This is a genomic window from Sanguibacteroides sp. AM78-02pH3A (genome assembly GCF_027666085.1).
Lineage (GTDB): Bacteria > Bacteroidota > Bacteroidia > Bacteroidales > Marinifilaceae > Gabonibacter > Gabonibacter massiliensis.
The window spans coordinates 453,903-478,200 of sequence record NZ_JAQEHX010000002.1; the positions used below are offsets into that span (position 1 = coordinate 453,903).

Here is a 24,298-nt window from a genome sequence, read left to right on the forward strand (position 1 = left end):
CAAAATCCTATAAATTGAGAATCGATGAATTTTGTTGAAGAATTAAAATGGCGGGGTATGATTCATAATATCATGCCGGGAACAGAGGAGCAACTGGCGAAAGAGCAGACGACGGCTTACGTGGGTATTGATCCCACGGCAGACTCGTTGCACGTGGGGCACTTGGTGTCGGTTATGATGATGAAACATCTTCAAATGGCGGGTCATAAACCTATTTTTCTGATAGGAGGGGCTACCGGAATGATAGGGGATCCGAGCGGTAAGTCTTTGGAAAGAAATTTATTGGACGAGACAACCGTGCAGAAAAATATGGATGGGATCAGGGCGCAGTTGTCGAAGTTCATCGATTTTAATTCCGATGCACCGAATGCCGCGATCATGGTGAATAATTATGATTGGATGAAAAATTTCACCTTTCTTGATTTTATCCGGGAGGTTGGAAAACATATTACGGTGAATTATATGATGGCTAAAGATTCGGTAAAGAAGCGATTGAGTGCCGATTCGACACAGGGCTTATCTTTTACCGAGTTTACGTATCAGTTGGTACAAGGATATGACTTTCTGCATTTACGTCGTCATTATAATTGTCTTCTGCAGATGGGAGGGTCGGATCAATGGGGAAATATTACGACAGGGGGGGAATTGATACGCCGGAAAGACGGTGCGGAGGCTTATGGTTTGACCTGGCCTTTGATGACAAAAAGTGATGGTAAAAAATTCGGAAAAACGGAATCCGGCAATATCTGGTTGGATCCTAAACGAACCTCTCCTTATAAGTTTTACCAGTTCTGGTTGAATGCCACGGATGAGGACGCCGAGAAATACATTAAGATTTTTACGATCCTTCCTCCGGCCGAAATAGATGCTTTGATCGTCGAACATCATGATGCCCCGCATCTGAGAAAATTGCAGAAGGTTCTGGCAAGGGAGATAACCTGTCTGATTCATAGTCCGGAAGCTTACGAGGCTGCCGTGGAAGCCTCCCAGATTTTGTTCGGAAACGCAACTTCGGATGCGTTGAAACGTTTGGATGAAGATACTTTGTTGGCAGTTTTCGAAGGTGTGCCTCAGTATGATATTTTGCGTTCCGATTTGGAAGCGGGGATCTCTATCGTGGATTTATTGGCCGATAAAACGTCGATTATGTCTTCCAAGGGAGAAGCACGCCGTGCATTGAAATCAAATGCGATCAGTTTGAATAAGGAGAAGGTAACGGATCAGGAATTGATCGTGAATGCGGAATACCTCATCGATGATAAATTTATTTTATTGCAGAGCGGTAAAAAGAATTATTTCTTGCTGAATGTCAAGTAATAAAAGCGACCGAAAGGTCGCTTCTTTATTTTAAATCGGAAGAATTCAGTGATTTTGTGATTGATAATTCAGCGATTAAAGGATTGCATTCGAATCACCTAATTTTTCAATCTTCTAATCCACACATTCTTTGTAGATTTTAAATTGTAGATGATGAAACGAACGCTGTTTTTTAATTTACAATCTACAATCGTCCATCTTTTTTTATCATCCAATCACTAAATCACCTAATCACAGAATCTTTTTAATCTCTAATCTTTTAATCTTCAATTATCGTGTCTTGATACAGAAAGTCGTTGAACGGGAAACGGGCCGAATGGATTTCTTTTGCGATGTTGTACAATTTTTCTTTTAACTCCTCGATGTTTTCCTTGTTTTTGGCCGATATGTATACGGTTTCTCCCCCTTGTTTGGCCATCCACATTTGTTTGAGATGATCAAGGCTGTAATTTTCCCGTTCGATAGGGGTCAGGTCGTCTTCCTCTTTAGGTACAAAGGTAAATGCATCTATCTTATTGAAAATCGTAATCGTCGGTTTCGGATTCTCGATCAGTTCAGCCAACGTTTCGTTAACAACCCGGATTTGATCTTCGAATTGCGGGTGGGAGATATCTACAACGTGCAGGATCACATCGGCTTCCCGTACCTCGTCTAAGGTCGATTTGAAGGATTCCACCAAATGATGAGGCAGTTTGCGGATAAAACCGACGGTGTCGGCTAATAGAAGCGGTACGTTTTTGATGGCGATTTTTCGTACGGTCGTATCCAATGTCGCGAATAGTTTGTTTTCCGCGAACACTTCCGACTTGCTCAATAAATTCATCAGAGTAGATTTACCCACGTTGGTGTACCCGACAAGAGCTACCCGCACTAATTTCCCCCTGTTTTTACGTTGGGTAATCATCTGTTTGTCTATTTTGTCGAGTTGCTCTTTCAGGCGGGAGATCTTATCCCGAATGATCCTTCGGTCCGTTTCGATTTCCGTTTCTCCGGGACCTCGTAAACCGATACCTCCCTTTTGCCGTTCCAGGTGGGTCCACATTCCCGTTAAACGAGGCAGGAGGTATTGGTATTGTGCGAGTTCGACCTGGGCTTTTGCCTCTGCGGTTCGGGCTCTTTTGGCGAATATGTCTAAGATCAGATTGGTCCGGTCGAGCACCTTTCTTCCTTTCAGTTCCCGTTCTATATTGCGAAGTTGGGTAGGAGTCAATTCGTCATCGAAGATAATCAAATCGATGTCGTTTTCTTCTACATAATTTTTGATCTCTTCCAATTTCCCTTTACCGATAAAGGTCGCTGTTACCGGTTTGTCTAAATTTTGTGTGAAAACTTTCACGGTTTCGGCTCCGGCCGTTTCGGCCAGGAAGGCTAATTCGTTTAAATATTCACACATGGTATCGTAGCTGATATTTTCTGATTGTAGGGCTACACCCACAAGAATTGCTTTTTCTGCTTTTTTTTCCGTATAAAAATAATTCCCCATAATAGCGATAAATAAGGGGCTGACGATCACGACAGCCCCTTGTTATAATTCAAAAATCTTTTATTATTGATTCTTCAATTGGAAATTGATGGGTACAGTAAAGGAAACTTTTACTGGTACTCCTCTCTGCTTCCCTGCTTTCCATTTGGGCATGGATTTGATGACGCGAACGGCTTCCTGGTCAAGAGACGAGTCTACTCCACGAACCACTTTTATGTCACCAACAGTTCCGTCTTTTCCAACTACGAATTGAACGATTACTTTACCTTGTACTCCGTTCTCCTGGGCAATCATCGGATACTTCACATGCTTGTTAATCCATTTTGTGATATCTCCTCCCGGAAAAACCGGCATGTCTTCCACGGTTACGAAGACATCGTCTTCTCCCGTTGCATCGGGATCGTACTCTCCGTCATAATCGTAATTTTGGACCTCTCTGTTCTCTACGTCAGCTTCAACGTCTTCAATTTCCAGTTGCTCCTCAATATCCGTATCATCTTCAACAATATCGATCAAGTCCGTTAATTTCGGGGCTGGAGGAGGTGGAGGAGGCGGTTTCAACATTTGTTGCGTAATTGGAATGACCTCTTCTTCCATTGTCGGCTCTGCCACGGTCATAAATTCTTCTTCAACGTTAGTGCTTACTTTCCATTCGAAAGCTAAGAATAAGATGGCCAAGGCAGCAACCAAACCGATCTCGAAGAAAATACCTTTTCTTCTTTCAAGGTCTGCTTTCGGTGATTTCTTTACTTCCATTTTATTAGTTTAAATATGTGCTTACTATTATTCCACTTTTCGTTCGTAAAGATAAGCAATATGGAGAGAAATAGCAACTTTTTTTCGAATAAAATGTTAAACGAAAAACGAATCTCTTTTAAAATCTTGTTAATGTGCAAGTAGAAGGCTGAAATAAGAAGAAGTAAAAAGGGCAGCCTATTAAGACTGCCTCTTTTCGGGATGTTCGTATTGTATGTAAATCACTGTATGTATCTTATTCTTGTGTAAGTCGCTTTTTAATTTTTTGCTCTTCTATTTAAATGTTATTCAAACGTTAATTTGATGATGTAAAAGTAGAATATAAAAATGAGAAAAACAATTTTTCAAGGGATAAATGTGAATATTTTCTTAATTTTTTCACGACGCAAGCTTAAATTAACGTTAATTATGTATTCCCGGCGCTTCGAAATCTAAAAACGGACCTTAAAGGATAGAAATTCGGGTAAGTTTTTTACATTTGTATCATGCTCGAGGTTTTTTATATTTACATGCCGTCAACCGTAAGGTATGAGAAGGTTTCTCCCGGATTGAAAAAATGGATATCCGAAGAAACTTATCGGGAAATTGTCGTTTATAAAAACGAACGAGTAAAATTGTTCCGGTCGGCAGGAGAGGCTTTGGTGCGTTATGTATTGAAAACGTATTGGCATATCGCTCCTTTTTCCTATCGAATCTTGAGACAGAAAAAAGGGAAGCCTTATTTGGAAGGAGTTCCGAATCTTTTTTTTAATATTTCTCATTCCGGAGATTATTTGGTATGTGCTTTTTCCGATCAGGCCGTGGGGATCGATATAGAGAAGAGGCAAAAGGCTCGAATGGAGGTGGCTTCTCGTTTTTTTCATCCTTTGGAGGTAGAGCGATTGAAATCTGTATGGGCAGAGAAAAAGGATAGACTGTTTTATGATTTTTGGTCCGTAAAGGAGAGTTTTCTGAAATATACGGGAGCTGGTTTAACGCGTCCGATGAGCAGTTTTTTGGTCGCCTTTGAGGAGGATGGTATTTTTTTGCATGAAGAAAACAGGAAATTACCTTTAGAGGTGAGCGAATGTCCGATTGATCATCGATATTCTTGTTTTGTTTGTAGCGAGCAAAACGTATTACCTCGCGTTCGGGAATGTTCAATTTCGATATTTCAGCTTTAAATAGAAAGGAGTATAACGGTCTCTATTTAAAGCTGAAATAAAAATTGTATTATAATAATTGCTGTTTGTTCAGGTATTCTGCTATTTGAACGGCATTGGTCGCTGCTCCTTTTCGCAGGTTATCCGAAACGACCCATAGGTTAAGGCTGTTTTCCCGGGAGAAATCCCGTCGGATCCGTCCCACGAAGACCTCGTCTTTTTCATTTGCGGTAAGTGCCATCGGGTAAATATTTTGCGACGGATCATCCTGTACGACCACTCCAGGAGTTTGTGACAGTAAATTTCGAATGTCATCTAAGTTGTAATCGCGTTCGAATTCTATGTTTATACTCTCGGAATGTCCACCCGTCACGGGAACACGGACGGCGGTGGCTGTTACTTTTATAGAGTCGTCGTTTAAGATTTTGCAGGTTTCATTTACCAGTTTCATCTCCTCTTTCGTGTAACCGTTTTCTGTAAAAGAGTCGCAATGGGGTAAGCAGTTTCGGTCGATAGGATGGGCATAGGCTTTTTTCACCTCTTTACCTTCCCGTTCACCCTCGAGTTGTGTGATTCCTTTTAAGCCGCTTCCGGTAACGGATTGGTAAGTGGATACAACCATTCGTTTGATTTTGTATTTTTTGTGGAGAGGTGCTATAGCCATGAGCATTTGTATGGTGGAACAGTTCGGATTGGCAATAATTTTATCGTCTCTGGTTAATGTATCGGCATTGATTTCGGGAATGATTAATTTTTTAGCGGGATCCATTCTCCAAGCCGAAGAGTTGTCTATGACGGTGGTCCCTGCTGCTGCAAATTGAGGAGCCCATGTTAAAGAGGTTTCCCCTCCGGCTGAAAAAATAGCTACTTGAGGTTTCATTTGTATAGCCTCTCGCGTGCCTACTACTTTATATGTTCGGTTTTTAAATGTGATCTCTCTGCCCACGGAGCTTTCGCTGGCCACGGGAATTAATTCGGTTACGGGGAAATTTCTCTCTTCCAAAACTTGCAACATCTTTCTTCCGACAAGACCTGTTGCTCCTACTACTGCTACTTTCATATTTTTCAGTTTTTTGCAATCGATATATTGGGATTGCAGAATTTATAATTAATGGTATTAAAAACAACGACAAATGTATGATAATTTTAATTGCAATCGTCAATCATTTTAATCATCCAATCACTAAATCACCTAATATCAATATTTATTTAATATCATGGTTTAGCTTCATTTTTTGAATGTAATCCTTGTCTTGCTTTTTCATTCCTACGAGGTAGTAGTTGACGGGCTTGTCGTGGTCGTTCAGGTACATGCGGGGACGGCGTTTGAATCCCGGATTGACTAAAGATAAGTCCGGTCTGAAGTAGGCCGTGCGGATGTCTGCCAAATCCAGTAATGTGTGGAAAATGGCATTTGTAGAGACCGGAGCATCGGCATGTGCAAGGGCTTGGGTGTAATGTTCCGGTTTTAATGTTTTGTAAGACTCGGAAAACCACAGGAAGAAAGGAATGTGTATTTGATAAATGGTAGGGATGGGAGAGGCATGAAGAAATTTTTTCCGGCAGTCATCCAGTAGATCTTCTCCGTGGTCCGGAGAGTACAATAGGGCTGATTCTGCCTGATTTTCATTCAACAATTGGATAATGTCGGCCAGAAAACCGTCGGTATAACGAATACTATTGTCGTAAGCATTGATCAGTTGTTGTTTGTATTTGTATTCGATTCCCGAGGTGTTATCCGGAGAGTAAACGGCAAATTCTGCCGGATACCGTTCCCGGTAGTTGAAATGTGATCCGTAGGTATGGAGTACGATAAAAAGGTTGTCGGACAAGGAATCGATGCATTGCTTAATCAAAGGGATTAGGGCTTGATCGTAATTATTTTCGGTGATTAGTCCTCCTTCTAACGGTAATCGGATTGTTTTGTAGATGTCCGCTTCCGAAGCGAAATAGTCCGTGAAAGAACGGTTGGGAATCTGATTGGAAAAAAAGACGGTTTTAAAACCGACTTCTTTGAAAGCGGTAATAATACTTTTTTGGGTATAAAGAGCCTCGTAATGTTCCGCGTCGGCGGCAGAAAGGATTAAGGGTACACTTTTGTGCGTGGTGTTGGATTGGGTAAGGGCATCTTTATACAATATTAAGTTTTCCGTCGTTTTTAGACGGGGATTGGTTTCCCTTTCGTATCCCCATAAACTCCAATTCTTGGCGCGGGAAGCTTCTCCGATAACGAGTATATAGATTTCTCTCTTTTCGGAAACCAGCGAATCCCGAGTGGCATGAAAGGTGAACTCTTTAGACGTTTTTGGGTAGAGTTCACTACGGTGCCATTTATGAACGGCATATCCTAAATTGTAAAATATATTGGCAGGATAGATATCCGTTTTTATTTCGTAGCTGTTGTCCCGTGATTTCTCAAAAACGATACCTCCGGATGTAAGGACGAGTAAAGCCGCTCCCCCTATGATCATGTGTCGGCGAAATGCCGCGGGATAGATTACTTTATAATGTACCGACATAGAAGCGAGAACGATGGTCGGAATATAAAGGACACAGACCAGGATTATAGCCGGCCACAAACTGTTTAGCAGCTCGCCTGCTTCGGATGCGTTGGTCGTTGGTAAATTCAAAAACATATCAACGGCAATAACGGATTCTCCGAAAAGGTAAAACAAGACCATTTGAAAGGCGTGGAATATCAATAGGGGGATTAGGATGAGTTGGATCAGTCCGGCCTTTTTGAGCAGGGAAAACACGATAAGGTATACTCCTAAAGGAGCAAGGATAAGAATGATCCTTCCTAATCCCGAAAGAGGTTCCGTGAAGATTAAGAAGCAGTTCGGTATCATGTTCAGGATGATGAAAAACCAAAAAACTGCTTTGGGTTTTTTCGTGAAATCGGAAATAAAATTAAAAAGCTTCATTGATATTGAAGTAGAATGCGTTCTGTCCTTTGCCGAAACCATAATCTAATCTTACGTTAACTCTGTTTTTAAATTCCCAGCGATATCCCAATCCGTAGGAGGGAAGGGTTTGACTCCATTTGAATTTGTCCGTTTTCGGAAAAACATTTCCGGCTCCACCCCAAACGACAATGCCATGTCGGTTGTAGATTTTTTGCCGGAGTTCCACCTGGGTCTGAACCATATCGTTGTCTCTGTATTGTCCTTCGTAATATCCGCGCATCCGGTAGGGACCTCCTAATAGGGCAACCATACTCCACGGGGTATCTCCGTAATTGAAAATACCTTGTATCTCCGAAGCAAGGATACCTCCTTTCCATAGCTTATGGTAATAACGGAGTTCTACGCTCGTTCTATTGAAATCATAGTCATTTCCCAAAAATTTAGGAAAAAATTGTTGTTCTAATTTGGCATAAAATCCCTTGCTCGGATTCGGAATAAAATCCCTCGAATCGTAGGAAGCTACGATTCCGGGACCGAAGCAGGAGATGCTGCTCTTTTCTCCGTTAAGGAATGAAATATCTTTAAAATCTTTTCCGTTAACGTTCCTGAACATCAGGTTGGGCCCCACGTAGGTATTTTTGGCGACTTTGAATAAAAAATCCAGTTTAATTTGATTTTCTAACCGTTTAAAGGTCGTGCTGGAATCCCTGTGTCCGGCTTCATAACCGATTCCCCAGTAAGAACTCGGAAAAGAGAAAAAATAGATGTTTCCGTCGATTCGGAATTTGTCTTTCGGAAATATCGTATTCCCGCGAATCCCTAACAGGTAAAATCCGGTTGTGGTGATATCACCGTAAATAGAAACATTGGAGGGAGATATGGATTTGTCTGAACGGTCTAATCGGTATAGACCGGAAGCGACCACGCCGAGGCCTAATTTGGTATCGCTCGAAAAATGAGGTCCTCCGATGATGGAGAAATCGAATTTTTTCTCTTCTTTTACTTCGTTCGATTCGGCAAAATAACGATAAAAACGCTTGAAAAAATTATCTTTTTTTGTTTTCACGGAATCAGGAATCTCGTTTATGCTGTCCCTTTTTTCTATTAGTCCGTCTGCTTTGCCCTGGGATATACCAAAGCCAAACAGGAGAATAAAGATATATAGTGATCGTTGAATCATATCTTGTTTTGTTGGAAGTAGTTGGAATATAGATTTTAATACACGGTTTTAATTCTGTTAGACGATGTACGCAAGATTTATGCCATTTGTTTACTTTTTGATAATCATCAAAGAAAAATAAGGAAATTCTTTCGTCATGATTTCCTCTTTGTCTTGGTAATAAAGCTCTCCGGTCGTACCGATATTTTCAAAATAATGAACATGAAGTGACGGGTTCTTTGCTATAAAGCGATGGATCTCGTCCGTACATTGTGAAAGTTTCATAATTACAATGACATAGTTTTTTTCTATTAAGCCCTGGAGTTCTCCCGAGGAAACGGTGCCGGGAAGGACAATTAGTTTTTCCTCCTGTTTCACGATATGGAGACCGGCCAATGCACCGGCCGCGATAAAAGCCGGAATTCCGGCTGATGTCGTGATGGGAATTCCGGCGTTTGATAGTTTCTCAAACAGATAATTGCCGGAAGAATAGAAACCGGAGTCTCCTTCCGCTGTAATGGATACGATCTCCCCTTTGTTTATTTTTTCCTGAATTTCCAAGGCTATTTGATCATACATCCGATTGGCTTCCGTCCGGTCTTTTGACATAGGGACCGGAAAACAGTGAATCCGGGTTGTATCGACGGGCAATGCCCGCAATATGGTTAAAGAACGGGATTTAAAATTACCGTTTTTATCTGCGGTTCCCGGACAGTATATGCTTGTCGATTCTTGTAAGGTTTTCAGGGATTTAACCGTGATTAATTCCGGATTGCCTGGTCCTAATGAGACGTTTATGATTTTTCCTGTTATTGCCATATCTATGATTTTAATCGTAAAAAGCAAATTTGAATCTCTTTATGATCTCTGGGTCATAAATTTGCGAGGGCAAAAGTCGTAAAAAAAAGAATGTGATCAAAATAATATTTATATCTTTGCATGCGTCTTGGTATTTCCATAAGGAAAAGGGAATCCGGTGAAATTCCGGGGCTGTCCCCGCAGCTGTAAAGTCAATCGCTATCTCGTAATGAGGTAGATCTTTTCGGTACAACCACTGAAATGTGTCTGTTTTGGGAAGGAGAAAAGATGACAAGCCAGAAAACCTGCCAGATGTGTACATTGATTAAATTTAATCTTTCGGAGGAAAAGAAAATGAATACATTCATGCAATTATCTTTAGTATTGTTGTTATCTGTCGGTTTACTTTCTTGTAAACCGGAAAAACGTCGGGCTAAGGTTGATTCTGTCGTATCCGGTATTAAAGCGGAATCAGACACTGCAAGACAAATCCGGCTGAAGTATGCGCAAGGCTTTCGGGTCGAATATCGGAAGGATTATTTGTTATTGGAGATACAAGACCCACAAAATAAAAATAGTACTTGTTACCGGTTCGTTTTGAAGAAGCGGGGAGGTCATGCCTCTTTTCCCGAGGGAGTTCCCGTGATCGATCTTCCGGTCAGGCATTTGATCTGTATGACCTCTTTACAGTTGTCCAATGTTATTAAGTTGGGAGCGATGGATCGGGTGGTCGGAATTACGAGTACCCGTTACCTTTTCAATGAAACCATGCAAAAGCAGGTGGACGAGGGGAGGACTCAAAAGATCGGTATCGAAGGTAATTTCGATAATGAGGTGATCATGAATATCAATCCGGATTTGATGCTGATTTCCCCTTTTAAACGAGGGGGATATGATGCGGTGAAAGATATAGGCATTCCTTTGGTTCCTCATTTGGGCTACAAAGAGATGACTCCGTTGGGACAGGCCGAATGGATTAAGTTTACCGGTTTATTGTTGGGAATGGAAGAGGATGCGAATCGGATATTCGGTCAGATAGAGCAACGATATAATGAATTGAAACGGTTGGTACGGGATGTGAAGCGGCGCCCGGTTGTATTCAGTGGAGAGCTGAGGGGTGGCGTATGGTATGCGGTCGGGGGAAAAAGTTTTTTGGCTCAATTGTTTCATGATGCGGGAGCCGATTATTTTTTAAAAGATGATCCCAGATCGGGAGGAGTTACTCTCGATTTTGAAACGGTCTATAATCAGGCCGAGAGTGCGGATTATTGGCGTATCGCGAACAGCTTTCCCGGAGAGTATAATTACGATGCGTTGAAAGCACAGGATGAAAGATACGCGGATTTCAAGGCGTTCCGGCAAAAAGGGGTGATCTATTGCAATATGAGGGAAAAACCGTTTTACGAGAGTATGCCGGCCGAGCCGGATATTGTTTTGGCTGATATGATTAGGGTTTTTCATCCGGAGTTGTTGCCGGATTATCGGCCGGTGTATTATGATTTGTTAAAAAAGTAGGAAGATGAACATACGGAGAAATACGGTATTGATTTTTTCCATTATAGTATTTATTATCGTCTTTTTGTTGCTGAATCTGGTTTTGGGATCGGTTTCCATTCCTTTTACCTCCGTGTGGAACGTGTTGACAGGGGGAGAGGGAGAACCGGTGGCTTGGCAGAATATCGTTTGGAAATCTCGTTTACCTCAGGCGTTGACCGCATTGGTGGCAGGAGCTGGCTTGTCTATCAGTGGATTACAGATGCAGACGATTTTCCGGAATCCTTTGGCCGGTCCTTCCGTGTTGGGGATTAGTTCCGGAGCCAGTTTGGGAGTTGCTTTCGTTGTGCTTCTTTCGGGCAATCTGGGAGGGGTCGCTTTGAGCCGTTTAGGGTTTATCGGAGAGGTGGCCATGTCCGTAGCGGCTGTGATAGGGGCTCTGTCTGTTATGGCTTTGATCGTTTTTGCTTCCGGGAAGATAAAAGGGAGTGTTACTTTATTGATTATCGGAGTGATGATCGGCTATATTGCCAACGCGATTATCGGGGTGTTGAAATTTTTTAGCGTGGAGGAGGATATCAAGGCTTATGTTATCTGGGGTTTGGGAAGTTTCTCTCGAGTATCTGGTAATCAGATGATGTTGTTTGTCGGAATTATGGCGGTGATCATTCCCCTATCGTTTTTATTGATCAAGTCTTTGAATCTGTTGATGCTGGGTGACGGATATGCCCGTAATCTCGGATTAAACATAAAAAGAGCCCGGGTGGAAGTAATTACCTGTGCCGGGGTACTGACGGCTATCGTGACGGCTTACTGCGGACCGATTATCTTTTTGGGTTTAGCGGTTCCTCATTTGTGTCGGGCTATATTTCAGACTTCGGATCATCGGATGTTGATGCCGGCTTCCATGCTGGTGGGGGCAGCTTTGGCTTTGGCCTGTAATTTGATCGCCCGTTTGCCTGGGTTTGAAGGAGCTCTTCCGGTTAATTCCGTGACGGCATTGGTGGGGGCTCCTGTGGTTGCATCTGTTTTATTTAGGAAACGGAAAGGGGATTGGAACGAATAAAATGAGGTTATGGCATTAAAGGATACGGTAAATATAAGAGGTCTTTCTATCGGTTATAAGACGAAAAGTGATACGAAAATAGTGGCACAAGGTATTTGTACGACGATTTACGGGGGGGAATTGACCTGTTTGTTAGGAGCTAACGGGGTAGGTAAATCGACACTTTTGCGGACGCTCTCTGCTTTTCAACCGAAGTTGGCAGGAGAGATCGAGATCAGGGGAAAAGAGATCGAGAGATATACCGATAAGGAGTTGTCGACGACCATAGGGGTAGTACTCACGGAGAAATGTGATGTCCGGAACATGATGGCCCGGGAATTGGTTGAAATGGGACGCAGTCCTTATACCGGGTTTTGGGGAGTGTTGAATAAGGAGGATCGCCGGATTGTCGAGGAGTCTATCGCCTTGGTCCGGATAGAGAATTTAGCCTCCCGGATGATACATACCTTGAGTGACGGAGAACGTCAAAAAGTAATGATAGCCAAAGCATTGGCGCAGCAGACTCCGATTATCTTTTTAGACGAGCCTACTGCTTTTTTGGATTTCCCGAGTAAAGTGGAGATCATGCAATTGCTTCATCGTTTGACGCGTGAAACCGATAAAACCATTTTTCTCTCGACCCATGATTTGGAGTTGGCTTTGCAGATTGCCGATAAAATTTGGTTAATGGATCGTCAACACGGCATTACGATCGGGACTCCTGAAGATTTGGCCTTAGACGGGCATTTGAGTAATTTTTTTGCTCGTAAGGGAATTGTTTTCGATATGGAGACCGGTTTGTTCCGGATTGAAAATCAATATACGAGGCAAGTGCGGTTGATCGGGCATGGCCAGAAATATGCCATGGTTCGGAAAGCTTTGCAACGAAACGGTATGTTAGCCAATCGGAATGTAGTGTCGGATATTGTCGTAGAGACCGGAGATCTTACGACCCAAGGTTTTAAGATACAGTTCCCCTCCGGAAAAATCGTATCCGTTCCCGATATCGATATTTTACTGAAACAACTGGTTGACAATTGTGAATAAAGGAATTCCGTGGTGATTGTTAGTCTCGGAGTTCTTTCGTCGGCAATTTTTGGATTGGGTTAACTGACTTTTCGTTTTTCCTGTAAGACGACGATACTTACAGCCACGATGATTAACAGGATTCCGAGGGCTCCCTGAACGGTGAACCACTCGTGAAATACCCATATCCCTATGACTACGGCCGTTAAGGGTTCCATGGCTCCGAATATGGAAGTAAGGGTTGGGCCGATGTGTTTGATGGCTTTAACCAATGTCATGTTGGATATGGCGGTTGCCGGCAATGCCAGACCCAGGATGTAAAGCCAGAGATTTCCGTCGGTCTCTAACCGAACTCCTCCCGTGAAACTGCCGCAAATGATAAACATTAGGGCTCCGAAAGCCATTACATAGCACGTAAGAACGATCGAATCGATCTGTACGGCACGACTTTTTCTCACGCCGACGATATATCCTCCGTAAGAGAAGATAGAGATGCAGGCGGATATAATTCCGAGAGTCGCATCTCCTTCGTTGTGATTGATATTACCGAGAGAGAGCATGACGGCTCCGACGATAGACATGCAAATAGCTGAAAGGATCCAACCTGATTTTCTTTCGCGGAAAAAAAACATCATGACCATAGCAACGGCTAACGGGTACATGAAGTGGATCGTGGATGCGACTCCGCTCGATATGTTTTGATAGGCAATAACTAAACTAAAAGAGGTCGCAGCCCGGAACAGGCTCAATAAAAAAACGATACCCAAATCCTTTTTACTTATGCAAAAATTACACTTAAGAGATAATCCGAATAGGATTAAACAAAGAGAGGCTACTCCCCAGCGATAAGATAATACCTCAAATGATGAATATCCGGCAGCTAAAAGTGTCAGGGTGAAAAATGGGGCCAGCCCGAATGTTGAGGAGGCCACGATTGCGTATATAATCCCTTTTATCCTACTCATATCTCAAAAATTCGGCGCAAAAATACTAAACCTGTTTTATATGTTGTTGTTTCGGGTAAAAAAGATGGGGAATAATCAGTGATTTTAAATTGTACATCTCCGGATATTTCAATCGAAGAATGATAGCCTTGTCAATTGTTTTCTTGTATAAGAATGATTTCCAATTCGGAAGAGCAGAGCTGAGGGAGACAGTATTTATAACAATATTCGATGAGTTTTTCGAAGAAGGCAGGGGAATCAGCAAATAATGTCCATAATTCCCGGGCTAAGGTAATATCTGCAATCGAATGGATTAAAGCAGAAGGACTTTTTACTTCTTTGGCAATTTGACGGATGAACTCTTTGTTCATGACTACTTTTTTACTATGCGTGTCTAAATGTCCCTCCGCTAATTTAATTGCTTTACCGATCATAATGCCCATGGTGATTTTTTCAATGCCTTCTGTTTCCGCCATCTTTAACGTTTCACCGATGAAATTCCCGTAATGGATAAATGCTTGGGGGGGAAGATCGGGGAAGCGTTCCCGCAACCTGTTTTCGCTTTTGGCCCCGGAATTGATGACGATATGTTTACAACCGAGGGCTTTGGCGACTTGAATTTCTTTACGGATGGAATTGATAAATGCTTCCGTGGAGAAAGGACGTACGATTCCGGAAGTGCCGATGATGGAAATTCCTCCGGTAATCCCCAATTTCGGGTTAAATGTTTTTTGTGCTAAAATACTTCCCTCGGGTACGGAAATTCGGATGTCAACTCCCTGATCGACTTTGTGTTGATGAATCATACGTTCTACCTCTCGAATCATCATAGCTCGGGGTGTGGCGTTAATTGCCGGATCTCCCACGGGGATTCCTAAGCCGGGCAGGGTCACGGTTCCTACCCCTTCCCCGGGCAGAAATCGGATTTCCGGAGAAGAGTTGAACCTGATTTCGGAACAGATCAGGCGTCCGTGGGTTACGTCCGGGTCATCTCCCGCATCTTTGGTAACGCAGCATTTGCAGGAGTCTTCATTCAAAAAACCTTGTTCAACGGGTAGAGTCACTTCTTCCCCGTTGGGCAGAGTTATTGTTGCTTCTGTTGGAACTGTTCCGGTAAGAAGTCCTTGCAAGGCGGCTTTGGTTGCAGCCGTGGCGCAGGTTCCCGTCGTGAAACCGCTGCGTAACGGGTAAAATCCGGGTAAAAGACGTTCCACCCGGTAACGAAGTCCGTGTTCTCCGTTGACGGTATAAAAAGAATCCGGTAATGGAGGACGTTTAATGACGAGTAGCGGGATATGCAGAGCTTTGGCCGCTTCTGTTTTTTCACGGAAAAAACCCGACTCTCCGCTCTCTTTCGTGAGGATGGCTTCCGGTCGTATTTTTTCCAAAAGAGCGGTTTCATCTTCTCCCTCTTGCCAAAAAAGTAATTTTTCACGGGGAAAATTTTCTTTATTGGCAAGTTGTAAAGAGTCTTCCCGGTTAAGTATTCTGAACCAACAAGGATATTGCGACCAGTAAGGATGTAACTTATGGATCGTTTGGACGCCTGTTAGGGCCAGTAAATTCCGGATAGAGTGTCGCTTTAGGTATCGGATGGCTTCATCGAAAGAGTCGCACCAGATAAACGAAGGATCGTGTTCGGGATAACGGCGTTCGAAACGGATAACGGGAATTTCCAACTCTTCGGATATAAGGGCGATATTCGCGTGTAAATTTTCGGCAAAAGGGTGGGCGGCATCCACGATAAGGCGAATATCATGGGAAATGCAGAAGTCTTGAATGGATTTCCGGTCCATCTCTCCGTTGATTCGGGTACCGTGCTTACATTCCAACTGTTGGGTTTTACCTCGGGTGGAATAGTAATAAGAACTTCCCGCTTCGTCCAATGTACGAACCGCTGCCCTTCCTTCTGTCGTTCCGCCGAATATTAAAACCATGGTAATTTTGGATCGAGAATCTTACGATGTTTGATTTACAATTGTCAATTTGTAATTTACGATCAAATTATTTTATTTGCGAAATAAGTGTTTGAATTGGTGCGAATAGAGCCTGGAAAGTCCCTGTCTGTTATCGATAGCTTCTCCTACAACGATCATTGTGGTGAGAGTCAGGTGATTTTCTTTTATGATCCGGGCCAAATCTTTTAATTCTCCCCGGTAAATTCGTTCGTCTTTCCAAGTCAGATGGTAACAGGCAGCTACCGGAGTCGTGGGCGGATAATGTACCAACAACTCGCTCTGTACTTGCTCTGCGATAGAAGCACTTAGGAAAATACACATAGTGCTTTGTGACCGGGCCAACAGGTGTAGTTTCTCTTTTTCCGGCATCGGGGTGCGGCCTTCTCCCCGGGTAAGGATAATGGTCTGTACTTTTTCCGGTATGGTGAATTGGGATTGTAAAGCTGCTGCTGCTGCCAGGAAAGAAGAGATTCCGGGCGTAATGTGATAGTGCATGCCGTATTCGTCGAAAAAGGCCATTTGTTCTTGAATCGCCCCGTAAATGCAAGGGTCTCCGGTGTGAAGTCTGACGATAAAGAGTCCTTTATCGTAAAATTCTTTCATAATTGCGAATTGTTCTTCCAAATCCATAGAAGCCGAACTGCGTACGGTTGCTCCTGGTTTGGCGTAATAGGTTAGTTCCACGGGCACCAGACTACCGGCATACAGAATAAGGTCTGCCTGTTCGAGGAAGCGCTTTCCTTTTACGGAAATTAATTCGGGATCCCCGGGTCCGGCGCCGACAATTTCTATGAAACCTTTACGTTCCGCAAGGGCATCGCATGCTATGGCGTATGTAAAATGACTCCCTTCAAGAAGGGACATTTTTTGTTTTTCAATAAGTAGCTGTTCGTTGCGGGCGCTTTTCAAAGCTGTACTTTCTGCCACTCCGTAAACAGAGGTAACTTCGAAAACTTTTTCGGAAGGATTGGGAACCACTATGCCTTGTAGATCTTCTGTCGCATACACGGTAAGAGGAAGTTCTGTTTGTCGGGAGATTTCCCGGATAAGAGGCTCCTCTTTTTTTAGTTCGATAGTGGAAATGCTTTTTAGAGATAAAGGAGATAAGCCTTTGGTTGTCATATCTTTTTTTATCCATTCCCACGCTCCTTCCGGGTGAGCGTTCCTTTTACAGCCTATTCCCATGTGGAGGACAGGGGGGCGGAAGATAAGGGTCGGTATGGAAAAATTGTAAATGCGGGGAGTGACGGCGATCAACAAGTGAAAGCGTTCTTGAGGAACGTCTTCAAATCGATAGAATAGTTCTACATGTTCAGGACAGGTATGTTCCAAATAGTTTGTGCCTTTGTCTCTAATATCCAACAACAGGGCCGTCGGGCGTTTGTTTACAAAGGCGGCGATGATCTCGTTCATCGGGTGTGTTTTTTCCGCTTTCCATCCGAATTGGCGGTCGAGGGTATCGAGAGCCCATAGGTTTGTATTATCGCTCTGCGTGGTAATAATGGCCTCTCCGCCGATAATTCCCGCTATGCGTTTGGCTAATTCGTTTGCACCTCCCACGTGTCCTGACAAAACCGGGATGACGTGTTTCCCTACGGCGTCTATGTTGATCACGGCAGGATCCTTGTATTTGGATTGGATACAGGGGGCTATGGTCCGAACACATATACCTAAAGCTCCTATGAACAGGAGAGCGTCGAAATCATGGAAATGAACTGCGGTAAATGCGGCGATGGAGTCGATAGGAGTGCATCCTTCTCGTTCTATCGATGAAAATATTTCGCTGTTTGGCATCTCCCGGCGGATGATCCGAGCCGTTTCGGCTCCCTGATCCGAGGCTATGATGATGGCTATCGAATTCATATGATTAACTGTTTTTTGTCGCTTGAATAATTTCTATCGGGTTATGTTGATCGACGGTTATACGGTGTCGTTTGGTGATCGTAAAGCCGCATTGTTCCGCCGTAACGGTAAATAATCGATTGCTCTCTTCCGAGACGGAATTGAATACGACAGGGCCTCCCGAAACGATCTTTTCGCTTAGGATATGTAAGATCTCCTTCATTTTTCCCCCGTGTCCGCCGATAAAAACGGCATCGGGATAAGGGATGCCTGTCAGGTCTGCCGTGGTAAAATCTTCTGCGATGGTTTCGATTCCCGGGGTACCGAACTTTTGGCAGTTGGCGTACATCAGTTCTTCTCCTTCCGGTCGTTGTTCGAAAGCGGTAATATGAAGATGGGGAAATTGTAGTTTAGCTTCGATGGATACGGAACCGGTACAAAATCCGATATCCCATAAATGTTGCCGGGATCGGAGATCTAACATGCTTAAAGATAGTAAGCGAACCGGCATTTTCGTGATCATCTTGCTTCTTCCGTTCAACAGATGGAAATCCTCTTCCGGGAGGCCGAAAGGTCGCTCTCGGGGATAAGTTTGTTCGAGGATAATGCAATTGGGGAATTGAAATTCTTGTTTGCAGACTTCCGGCAAGGAGAACCTCCGTATTCTTTCTTCTGTGTTTCCCAGTAATTCACCGACGGTCATTTGGTAGTTGTCGTATCCGAATTCAAGCATTCGTTGGGCAATGGCAGGGGGCGTTTTTTCACGGTCGGTCAGAATACCTATCTTTTTCCCTCCTTCAATCAATGTTTTGTCGAATTCATGCCATGGGCGCCCTGTAAGAGAGACCGTATGCATGTCGTGGTAAGGCAGAAGCAGGCGGTGTGACAGGGTTTGTAACGAATTGAAACAGGGGTGTAGTATGATCTTTGCCTGAGGCAATCGTTTCTGGATCGTAGTTGCAAACCCGAAAAAAAGAGGATCACCGGAAGCAAAAACAACGATTTCCCCCCATAAGGCGTATTGTCGGAATACGTTGTCCAAGGGAACGGTTATATCTATCCAAGTGTAATCGGGCGGAAGCAACTTCTTAACGAGTTCATGATGTCGTTTCCCTCCGGAAAAAACAGAATGACTACTGATGAGCGAACGGATATGCTTATTAAAATCCGGTTCTTTGTTGTCGTCCAATCCGATTACAATAAATTCCATAAGAATAAAATTAAAAATGAAATACACACGGAACGCAAATAGGGTATCTGAAATTATAAATCTCTTCCGGGACGTAATTGCGACGCATCGTCGAAGCAAAGGATAGCATTGACAATTGTAGCAGCAAGATTACTTCCTCCCTTACGTCCTTCTATGATAATCTTGGGTATACGGGTGAATGATTTAAGCATATGCTTGGATTCCCGTACATTGACGAATCCAACGGGTGCTCCGATAACTCCTGCGGGACGGGCTTTCCCTTTGCGGATTAACGAACAGAGTTCCATCAGGGCGGTGGGGGCGTTCCCGAAAACGTACAAAGCTTCAGGATGTTCTTCTGCTGCCAACCGGATTCCGGCTTGTGTCCTGGTGATATTCAGCTGGTTAGCCATTTCAGCGGTTCGTTCGTCATGCAAATAACATTTTACGGATACTCCTAAACGTTCGAGAGCTCCTTTTCGGATACCCGATGCGGCCATCGTAACATCCGTAATGATTGTCCGGATCTTTCTCTCCTTGAAATCTTGGTACAATTTCTCCACGGCTAAGGGATCGGAGTAAAAGATATTTTCCATATCGAAATCGGCTGTGGTATGGATCGTGTGTAATAATGCCCATTTCCGATCCAAAGGTATATCCTTGTTCTTTAATTCCGAGGCTATGGTACGGAAACTTTGAATCATAATTTCTTGCCCTATTTTCATCTCGGTGTCGGATTCTTGATCCCGATAGTAGCCGCGGGGAGTGATGATGTGATTGTCCCACGCGTAGGATTGAGAATTACCGATAATTACGATGGTAAACATGTCGACCTCTTCCGGGTCGAAATCGGTAAGGGTAGTTATTTTTGTCTTTTGTTCCGTTCTGCCTGCTTGACGGACAAACCCGACCGGGTTTTCCGGTTGGCGATACTCTAAAAAGATCTCCTTTAAACGATGAAGTTGCCAGTAACGGCCTTCACTTTTCGGATTATATATGGCTGTGACGAAATCGGCAGCAGCAGCTGCTGCTATTCGTTTTTCGATTTTTTCCCAAGGGGTCATTAAATCGGAAAGGGAGATGATGCAGAAGTCGTGTCCGATCGGTGCACCCAAAAGAGCTGCTCCCTTTTGAAAGGCACTGATGCCGGGAAGAATCTCAATTTCGATGTCGCTGTTTAACTCTTTTTTCATTTCCAAAATAAGGGGAGCCATACCGTATATGCCGGCATCCCCCGAGCTGATCACACAAACTGTTTTCCCGTTTTGAGCTTGCCGGAAAGCTTCTGCTGCCCGATCTTGTTCTTTTTTCATTCCCGTGTCGACACATTTTGCGTGACTGCCGATAATTTCCTGAATGAATCCGAAGTAGTATTTATAGCCGATAACAACGTCTGAATCGGCTATGGCTGTCCGTACGGCAGGCGTAATATCTTCTTCGCTTCCCGGACCGATACCCGCTACGTATATTTTTCCGTTATTCATATTTGAATTGTTTAACCGGAACAAAGTTACTTTTTTTATTTCACTTTCATAGAATCCATAAGGTTCTTCAAATCGATAAAGTTTTAAAAGCCCATGGGGTATAAATGATTTCTGATTGAGTTTTGCTCTTGCCTTCTTTACAATCGTCAATCTTTTTTAATCATTCGATCGCTAAGTTGCTTAATTCCAGCATCTTTTTAATCTTTTGATCTCTTCGGGATACCCCTCGGGGGACCGGGACGTTCCCGACGGTCGTGTAGACGGTTTCCGTTCCCTGGTCTCCGGGACTCGCTTCGCTCGGACATTCCGTCGTCCGGACATTCCGGAAACCGCACGCAACACTCGCCGTTCCTTGTTTATGTTCCCTCGTTTTATCCTTCCCTCTCCTCCGTTCATTGTAAATTTAAGATTGGCTGCTGCTTTTTAATTTACAATCTACAATTTACAATCGTCAATCTTTTCAATCCTTCTATCTCTTAATTCTTCCATCACTCGATATCGTCCGATATTTCGTATTTCTTTTTCTTGGTTACGATATCTTCTTTTTTGTGGGTAGCCGCGTAACGTGCATGTTGGATGAAAATATCCTGAATGCGGGAATGTTCACCTAATCCTTTCAGAAAGAGAGAAACACGATATCCGTTTTTTTCCAATTTTTCTTTCCACTCTTTGGCGATATCGTTTTTAGCGTGATCTCCGGCTACGAACATAAAGGGGATAAGGGTAACTTCTTTACTTCCGGATGATTTAAGGCCGGACAGTACATTTTCAAAGGTCGGATAGCCTTCTATGGTTCCGATATGGTAATTTTTATGTCCTTCTGCTTTCATCATGTAATCAAGCATACCGTAAGAGGCGTTTCCCGGATGATAGGTTCCGTGGCAGACAAATACGCATTCTCCTTTCGTTTTTCCTTTTAATTCTGCGGCGATTGCTTTTATGGCTTTGAGGTAGTCTTCCGGTGAGTAGAGTAACGGGTTTCCGATACGGATATCTTTGAATTTGGATTGTAGTTGAGCCGCATCCCGACGTAATGATTCCATTTCGACACCCTCGATAATGTTCGTCGACTGTATGATGATATGAGTATAGCCTTCTGTTGCCAATTTGTTTAACGCCTCTGTCGGGTTTGGTTTCCGAACACCTTTTTCTTTTAGACGGCGTATAATCATACGGGAGGTATAAGCTTCTCGGACTTCGATAGTCTGAAACTCTTTTTTCATTTTTTGATTAATGGCATCGATGGTCAAGGCCCGGGTATCGTCATGGGTTGTCCCGAAATGTACGACGAGAAGAGCGATTTTATCGTTGGGCCCTACTGTTTTAAAGATGTCGGATTCTTTAAAACCTTCTCCGTGTCCGAAGAGAGTTATGTGGAAAAGTAGTAATAAGATGACAAATAGTATGTTTTTCATGACAAGAAAGGGATAATCCCCGGGATGTTCGAAAATTCTAAAAAAGGGTAGATGTGTTTTTCAAACATCTCCGGGGAGATGGGTTATTTGGTGAAACGAATAATCAAACTGGCAAACAAGGTCCTGCCCGGATTGAGCGTGGCGTAATTCACCCCGTTCGGACGATCGTCCGTCCAGTCAAAAATATTGTCTATTCCGGCATTCACCTCAAAGAAGAAGTTTCCTACCGGGGCAAAAGTGTGGGTGGTTGCCAGATTCCATAATTGATATTTCGGGGCGCTCTTGTCCGTATAGATGGGTTTCCCCGTCGTTTTATCCTTTGTTTCGGAATAGATGTATTTTTGTCCTTGTATTCTTCCGTTTACATTTACGTTCAGTCTGTATTTGTTCCATTCGTGCATCCATCCGGCACGGAAGGTGGCCGCGTGTCTTACGGCCTCGTTCAACCGGTGTCCGGTTTTTCGGTCTTTGGCATAAACACAATTATAGGCTCCACCTGCGGAGAAACCGTATCCGAGATAACTGTTAACGGAAATATCGAACCCTTGAGCACGCGCTTTATCTAAATTGCGATACATTTTCCTCGTTTTGATTCCGTTTTCCTTGTCCTCTTCCGTTAATTCCAACTCGTAACTGTCAATGATATCCTTAATGTCATTGATATATCCGTTTACCGAGATATTCAGAAATCTTCCGACATATTCGACGTTCAAACTGTAATAGTTTGATTTTTCCGGTTTTAAATCCGGATTTCCGATGGTAATGGATCCCCGGTTCTCGTAATCATAATAGAGTTCCTGTAAGGTCGGTGCTTTGAAACCGGCGGAATAGGCAGCCCTGAAATTGAATTTTTTCAAAGAGTACATCAAGGCTAATTTAGGGGTAAACCTGTTTTTGAAATTTTCATGGTAAACGTAACGGAATCCGGGAAGGATCTGAAGTTTGTCCCATAGGCGTATTTCGTCTTGTGCATAAATGGCGAGTGTATATACCTCTTTAGGTTCATCCAAGCTGCCGGGATTTTTCATGTAGTCGTCCACGTATTCGGCACCCACGGTGAATTTGTTAAAATCACCGACCCGGAATACGCTTCTCAGATTGGCATTATAGTACTTTTGACGTTTGGTCAGTTCCTCGTCGCCAACCCGGAAGGTCGTGTCGTTTTTGACCACCTGTGCCACGGTATAAAGCTTGTTATACTCGTAGTTGTCCATGTATAAATCTAAAGCAATATAGGCTTTGTTATCAAACAGGTATTTTCCTCCTACACCGCAATTGTAATCCATATAGGTCAAATCGTACGTGTAGCCTCCGTCGCTTTTCTTGTGTTGGACGGGACGGTTCACCTCCCGGTCAAAATAGCTTCCTTGGGCATAAAGCGATAGCCTCTGGTTCGGCTCGTAAGTGAAACGTTGGCTTACGATATTGGAAAAAAAGGAGTTGACGGATTCTTTCCTGGTAGGAACGACCGTATCTGCGCTCGTTTCGTAGGGACTTAATTTCCACCCGTCCGATTGGCGTCTTTGGTAAGAGGTTGAGGAGGTAAATTTACCGAAGTTCAGGTCTAAACTGGCGTTTTGGACGAAACTGGATTTTCCCCCGAACCGGGTTTTCGATTGGATGCTGATAGGTTCTTTGGGTTGCTCGGTAATGACATTGATAACTCCGGCAATGGCTTCCGAACCATAGAGGGAAGAAGCTGCTCCTTTCAGTATTTCGATTCGTTTTACCCGGCTCATATCAATACGCGACAAGTCCGTATTGCCGGAAACATCTCCCGCCATTTTTTTCCCGTCCACTAAAATTAGAATATGTTTGTTTTCCAACCCGTTCATCGTGAAATAAGAGCCCATGACGGTCGGACGGATGTTGAAAGAGGGATTTAATAATAATAAGGCGTCCTCGAAGGAGGTGACTCCGGCTTTTCTTATTTCTGTTCCGCTTAAAACTTCCACGGGTACGGGAGAGTCTTTTAGTCTGCGGTGAGTTCCCGTACCGGTGACAACAACCTGATTCAAGTTTACGGGCGTCCGGGATAGTTTGAAAACGATCTCTTCTGTGCTACTGTTTACTTTTATGTCTTCCGTTTCATAACCGGAAAAACTGGCTCTGAGGATGTATGTCCCCTCTGCGATGTTTTTCAGGGTAAACTCACCTTTGTTATCCGTTGCGATACCTATATTCGTGCCGATCAATCTCACGTTAGCTCCCGCGAGAGCTTTTTGGGTTTTGGCATCGACGACTTTTCCTTTTAGGGTGATGCCGGCGAGTGAAACACTGACAACCGATAACAGCAAAGCTGTTAACACAACAAACTTTTTCATTACAATGATTAATTTT

Annotated in this window: 19 protein-coding genes and 1 riboswitch; of the genes, 6 read left to right on the forward strand and 13 right to left on the reverse strand. The window is 43.4% G+C overall.

Translation table 11 applies throughout. The annotated features are described in order from the left end of the window. Positions 1-24 precede the first annotated feature (24 nt). Positions 25-1,317 (forward strand): tyrosine--tRNA ligase, encoded by a 1,293-nt coding sequence (gene tyrS / locus PGR74_RS04720; RefSeq protein WP_041503428.1) that lies wholly within the window; start codon positions 25-27, stop codon positions 1,315-1,317. Between the two features lie 259 nt (positions 1,318-1,576). Here the strand turns inward: tyrS and hflX are convergent, their stop codons facing one another. Both hflX and PGR74_RS04730 read right to left on the reverse strand, forming a co-directional pair. Continuing rightward, entirely contained in the window at positions 1,577-2,800 is a 1,224-nt protein-coding gene (hflX, locus tag PGR74_RS04725; RefSeq protein WP_041503520.1) for a GTPase HflX, read from the reverse strand. Positions 2,801-2,863: 63 nt separating this feature from the next. Further along, a complete protein-coding gene (locus PGR74_RS04730; protein WP_041503429.1) occupies positions 2,864-3,556 on the reverse strand; it encodes an energy transducer TonB in 693 nt (230 codons plus the stop codon). 509 nt (positions 3,557-4,065) lie between these two features. Here PGR74_RS04730 and PGR74_RS04735 point away from each other — a divergent pair. After that, a complete protein-coding gene (locus PGR74_RS04735) occupies positions 4,066-4,719 on the forward strand; it encodes a 4'-phosphopantetheinyl transferase family protein (protein WP_181416489.1) in 654 nt (217 codons plus the stop codon). 49 nt (positions 4,720-4,768) lie between these two features. Here the strand turns inward: PGR74_RS04735 and PGR74_RS04740 are convergent, their stop codons facing one another. The 4 genes from PGR74_RS04740 to cobI form a co-directional block, all read right to left on the reverse strand. Then, complete coding sequence (locus tag PGR74_RS04740; protein ID WP_041503430.1) at positions 4,769-5,758, reverse strand: aspartate-semialdehyde dehydrogenase; 990 nt, start codon at positions 5,756-5,758, stop codon at positions 4,769-4,771. A gap of 145 nt (positions 5,759-5,903) precedes the next feature. After that, positions 5,904-7,622 carry a lipid A phosphoethanolamine transferase gene (locus tag PGR74_RS04745; protein ID WP_052634601.1) on the reverse strand — a complete coding sequence of 573 codons (1,719 nt, stop codon included), beginning with the start codon at positions 7,620-7,622 and terminating at the stop codon, positions 5,904-5,906. Next, positions 7,609-8,784, reverse strand: coding sequence for a BamA/TamA family outer membrane protein (locus PGR74_RS04750; protein WP_041503431.1), 1,176 nt, complete (start codon positions 8,782-8,784; stop codon positions 7,609-7,611). The genes PGR74_RS04745 and PGR74_RS04750 overlap by 14 nt, the downstream gene beginning before the upstream one ends. Before the next feature lie 90 nt (positions 8,785-8,874). After that, on the reverse strand, positions 8,875-9,582 hold the full coding sequence (gene cobI / locus PGR74_RS04755; protein ID WP_041503432.1) for a precorrin-2 C(20)-methyltransferase: 708 nt from the start codon (positions 9,580-9,582) through the stop codon (positions 8,875-8,877). Positions 9,583-9,692: 110 nt separating this feature from the next. Further along, positions 9,693-9,888, forward strand: a riboswitch (cobalamin riboswitch). 27 nt (positions 9,889-9,915) lie between these two features. On the opposite strand from cobI, the gene PGR74_RS04760 reads away from it, so the two are divergent. The 3 genes from PGR74_RS04760 to PGR74_RS04770 are packed head-to-tail and all read left to right on the forward strand — an operon-like array spanning position 9,916 to position 13,147. Further along, positions 9,916-11,076: an ABC transporter substrate-binding protein gene (locus tag PGR74_RS04760; RefSeq protein ID WP_270516804.1), complete on the forward strand. Its 1,161-nt coding sequence runs from the start codon at positions 9,916-9,918 to the stop codon at positions 11,074-11,076. Positions 11,077-11,080: 4 nt separating this feature from the next. Then, a complete protein-coding gene (locus tag PGR74_RS04765) occupies positions 11,081-12,121 on the forward strand; it encodes an iron ABC transporter permease (protein WP_289623344.1) in 1,041 nt (346 codons plus the stop codon). Between the two features lie 9 nt (positions 12,122-12,130). Next, complete coding sequence (locus PGR74_RS04770; RefSeq protein WP_041503434.1) at positions 12,131-13,147, forward strand: ABC transporter ATP-binding protein; 1,017 nt, start codon at positions 12,131-12,133, stop codon at positions 13,145-13,147. Positions 13,148-13,206: 59 nt separating this feature from the next. Here PGR74_RS04770 and PGR74_RS04775 read toward each other — a convergent pair whose 3' ends face one another. From PGR74_RS04775 to cobJ, 5 genes are all read right to left on the reverse strand, one after another. Continuing rightward, positions 13,207-14,091, reverse strand: coding sequence for a DMT family transporter (locus PGR74_RS04775; RefSeq protein ID WP_041503435.1), 885 nt, complete (start codon positions 14,089-14,091; stop codon positions 13,207-13,209). Between the two features lie 131 nt (positions 14,092-14,222). Then, positions 14,223-16,007: a cobalt-precorrin-5B (C(1))-methyltransferase CbiD gene (gene cbiD / locus PGR74_RS04780; RefSeq protein ID WP_041503436.1), complete on the reverse strand. Its 1,785-nt coding sequence runs from the start codon at positions 16,005-16,007 to the stop codon at positions 14,223-14,225. Positions 16,008-16,079: 72 nt separating this feature from the next. Then, positions 16,080-17,891, reverse strand: a complete 1,812-nt coding sequence (gene cobM, locus PGR74_RS04785) for a precorrin-4 C(11)-methyltransferase (RefSeq protein WP_270516792.1) — start codon at positions 17,889-17,891, stop codon at positions 16,080-16,082. 4 nt (positions 17,892-17,895) lie between these two features. Next, positions 17,896-19,080, reverse strand: a complete 1,185-nt coding sequence (gene cbiE, locus PGR74_RS04790; protein WP_270516793.1) for a precorrin-6y C5,15-methyltransferase (decarboxylating) subunit CbiE — start codon at positions 19,078-19,080, stop codon at positions 17,896-17,898. Between the two features lie 53 nt (positions 19,081-19,133). Beyond that, a complete protein-coding gene (gene cobJ, locus PGR74_RS04795) occupies positions 19,134-20,543 on the reverse strand; it encodes a precorrin-3B C(17)-methyltransferase (protein WP_041505179.1) in 1,410 nt (469 codons plus the stop codon). A gap of 205 nt (positions 20,544-20,748) precedes the next feature. Here cobJ and PGR74_RS04800 point away from each other — a divergent pair, with 205 nt between their 5' ends. Further along, complete coding sequence (locus PGR74_RS04800; RefSeq protein WP_041503440.1) at positions 20,749-20,970, forward strand: hypothetical protein; 222 nt, start codon at positions 20,749-20,751, stop codon at positions 20,968-20,970. Positions 20,971-21,031: 61 nt separating this feature from the next. On the opposite strand, the gene PGR74_RS04805 is transcribed toward PGR74_RS04800, so the two are convergent. Further along, the gene (locus tag PGR74_RS04805) at positions 21,032-21,958 is read right to left on the reverse strand and encodes a sirohydrochlorin cobaltochelatase (RefSeq protein WP_041505177.1); all 927 of its coding nucleotides are present in this window, start codon (positions 21,956-21,958) and stop codon (positions 21,032-21,034) included. An 83-nt stretch (positions 21,959-22,041) separates the two neighbouring features. Beyond that, complete coding sequence (locus tag PGR74_RS04810) at positions 22,042-24,282, reverse strand: TonB-dependent receptor (protein ID WP_059027111.1); 2,241 nt, start codon at positions 24,280-24,282, stop codon at positions 22,042-22,044. Positions 24,283-24,298: the final 16 nt, after the last annotated feature.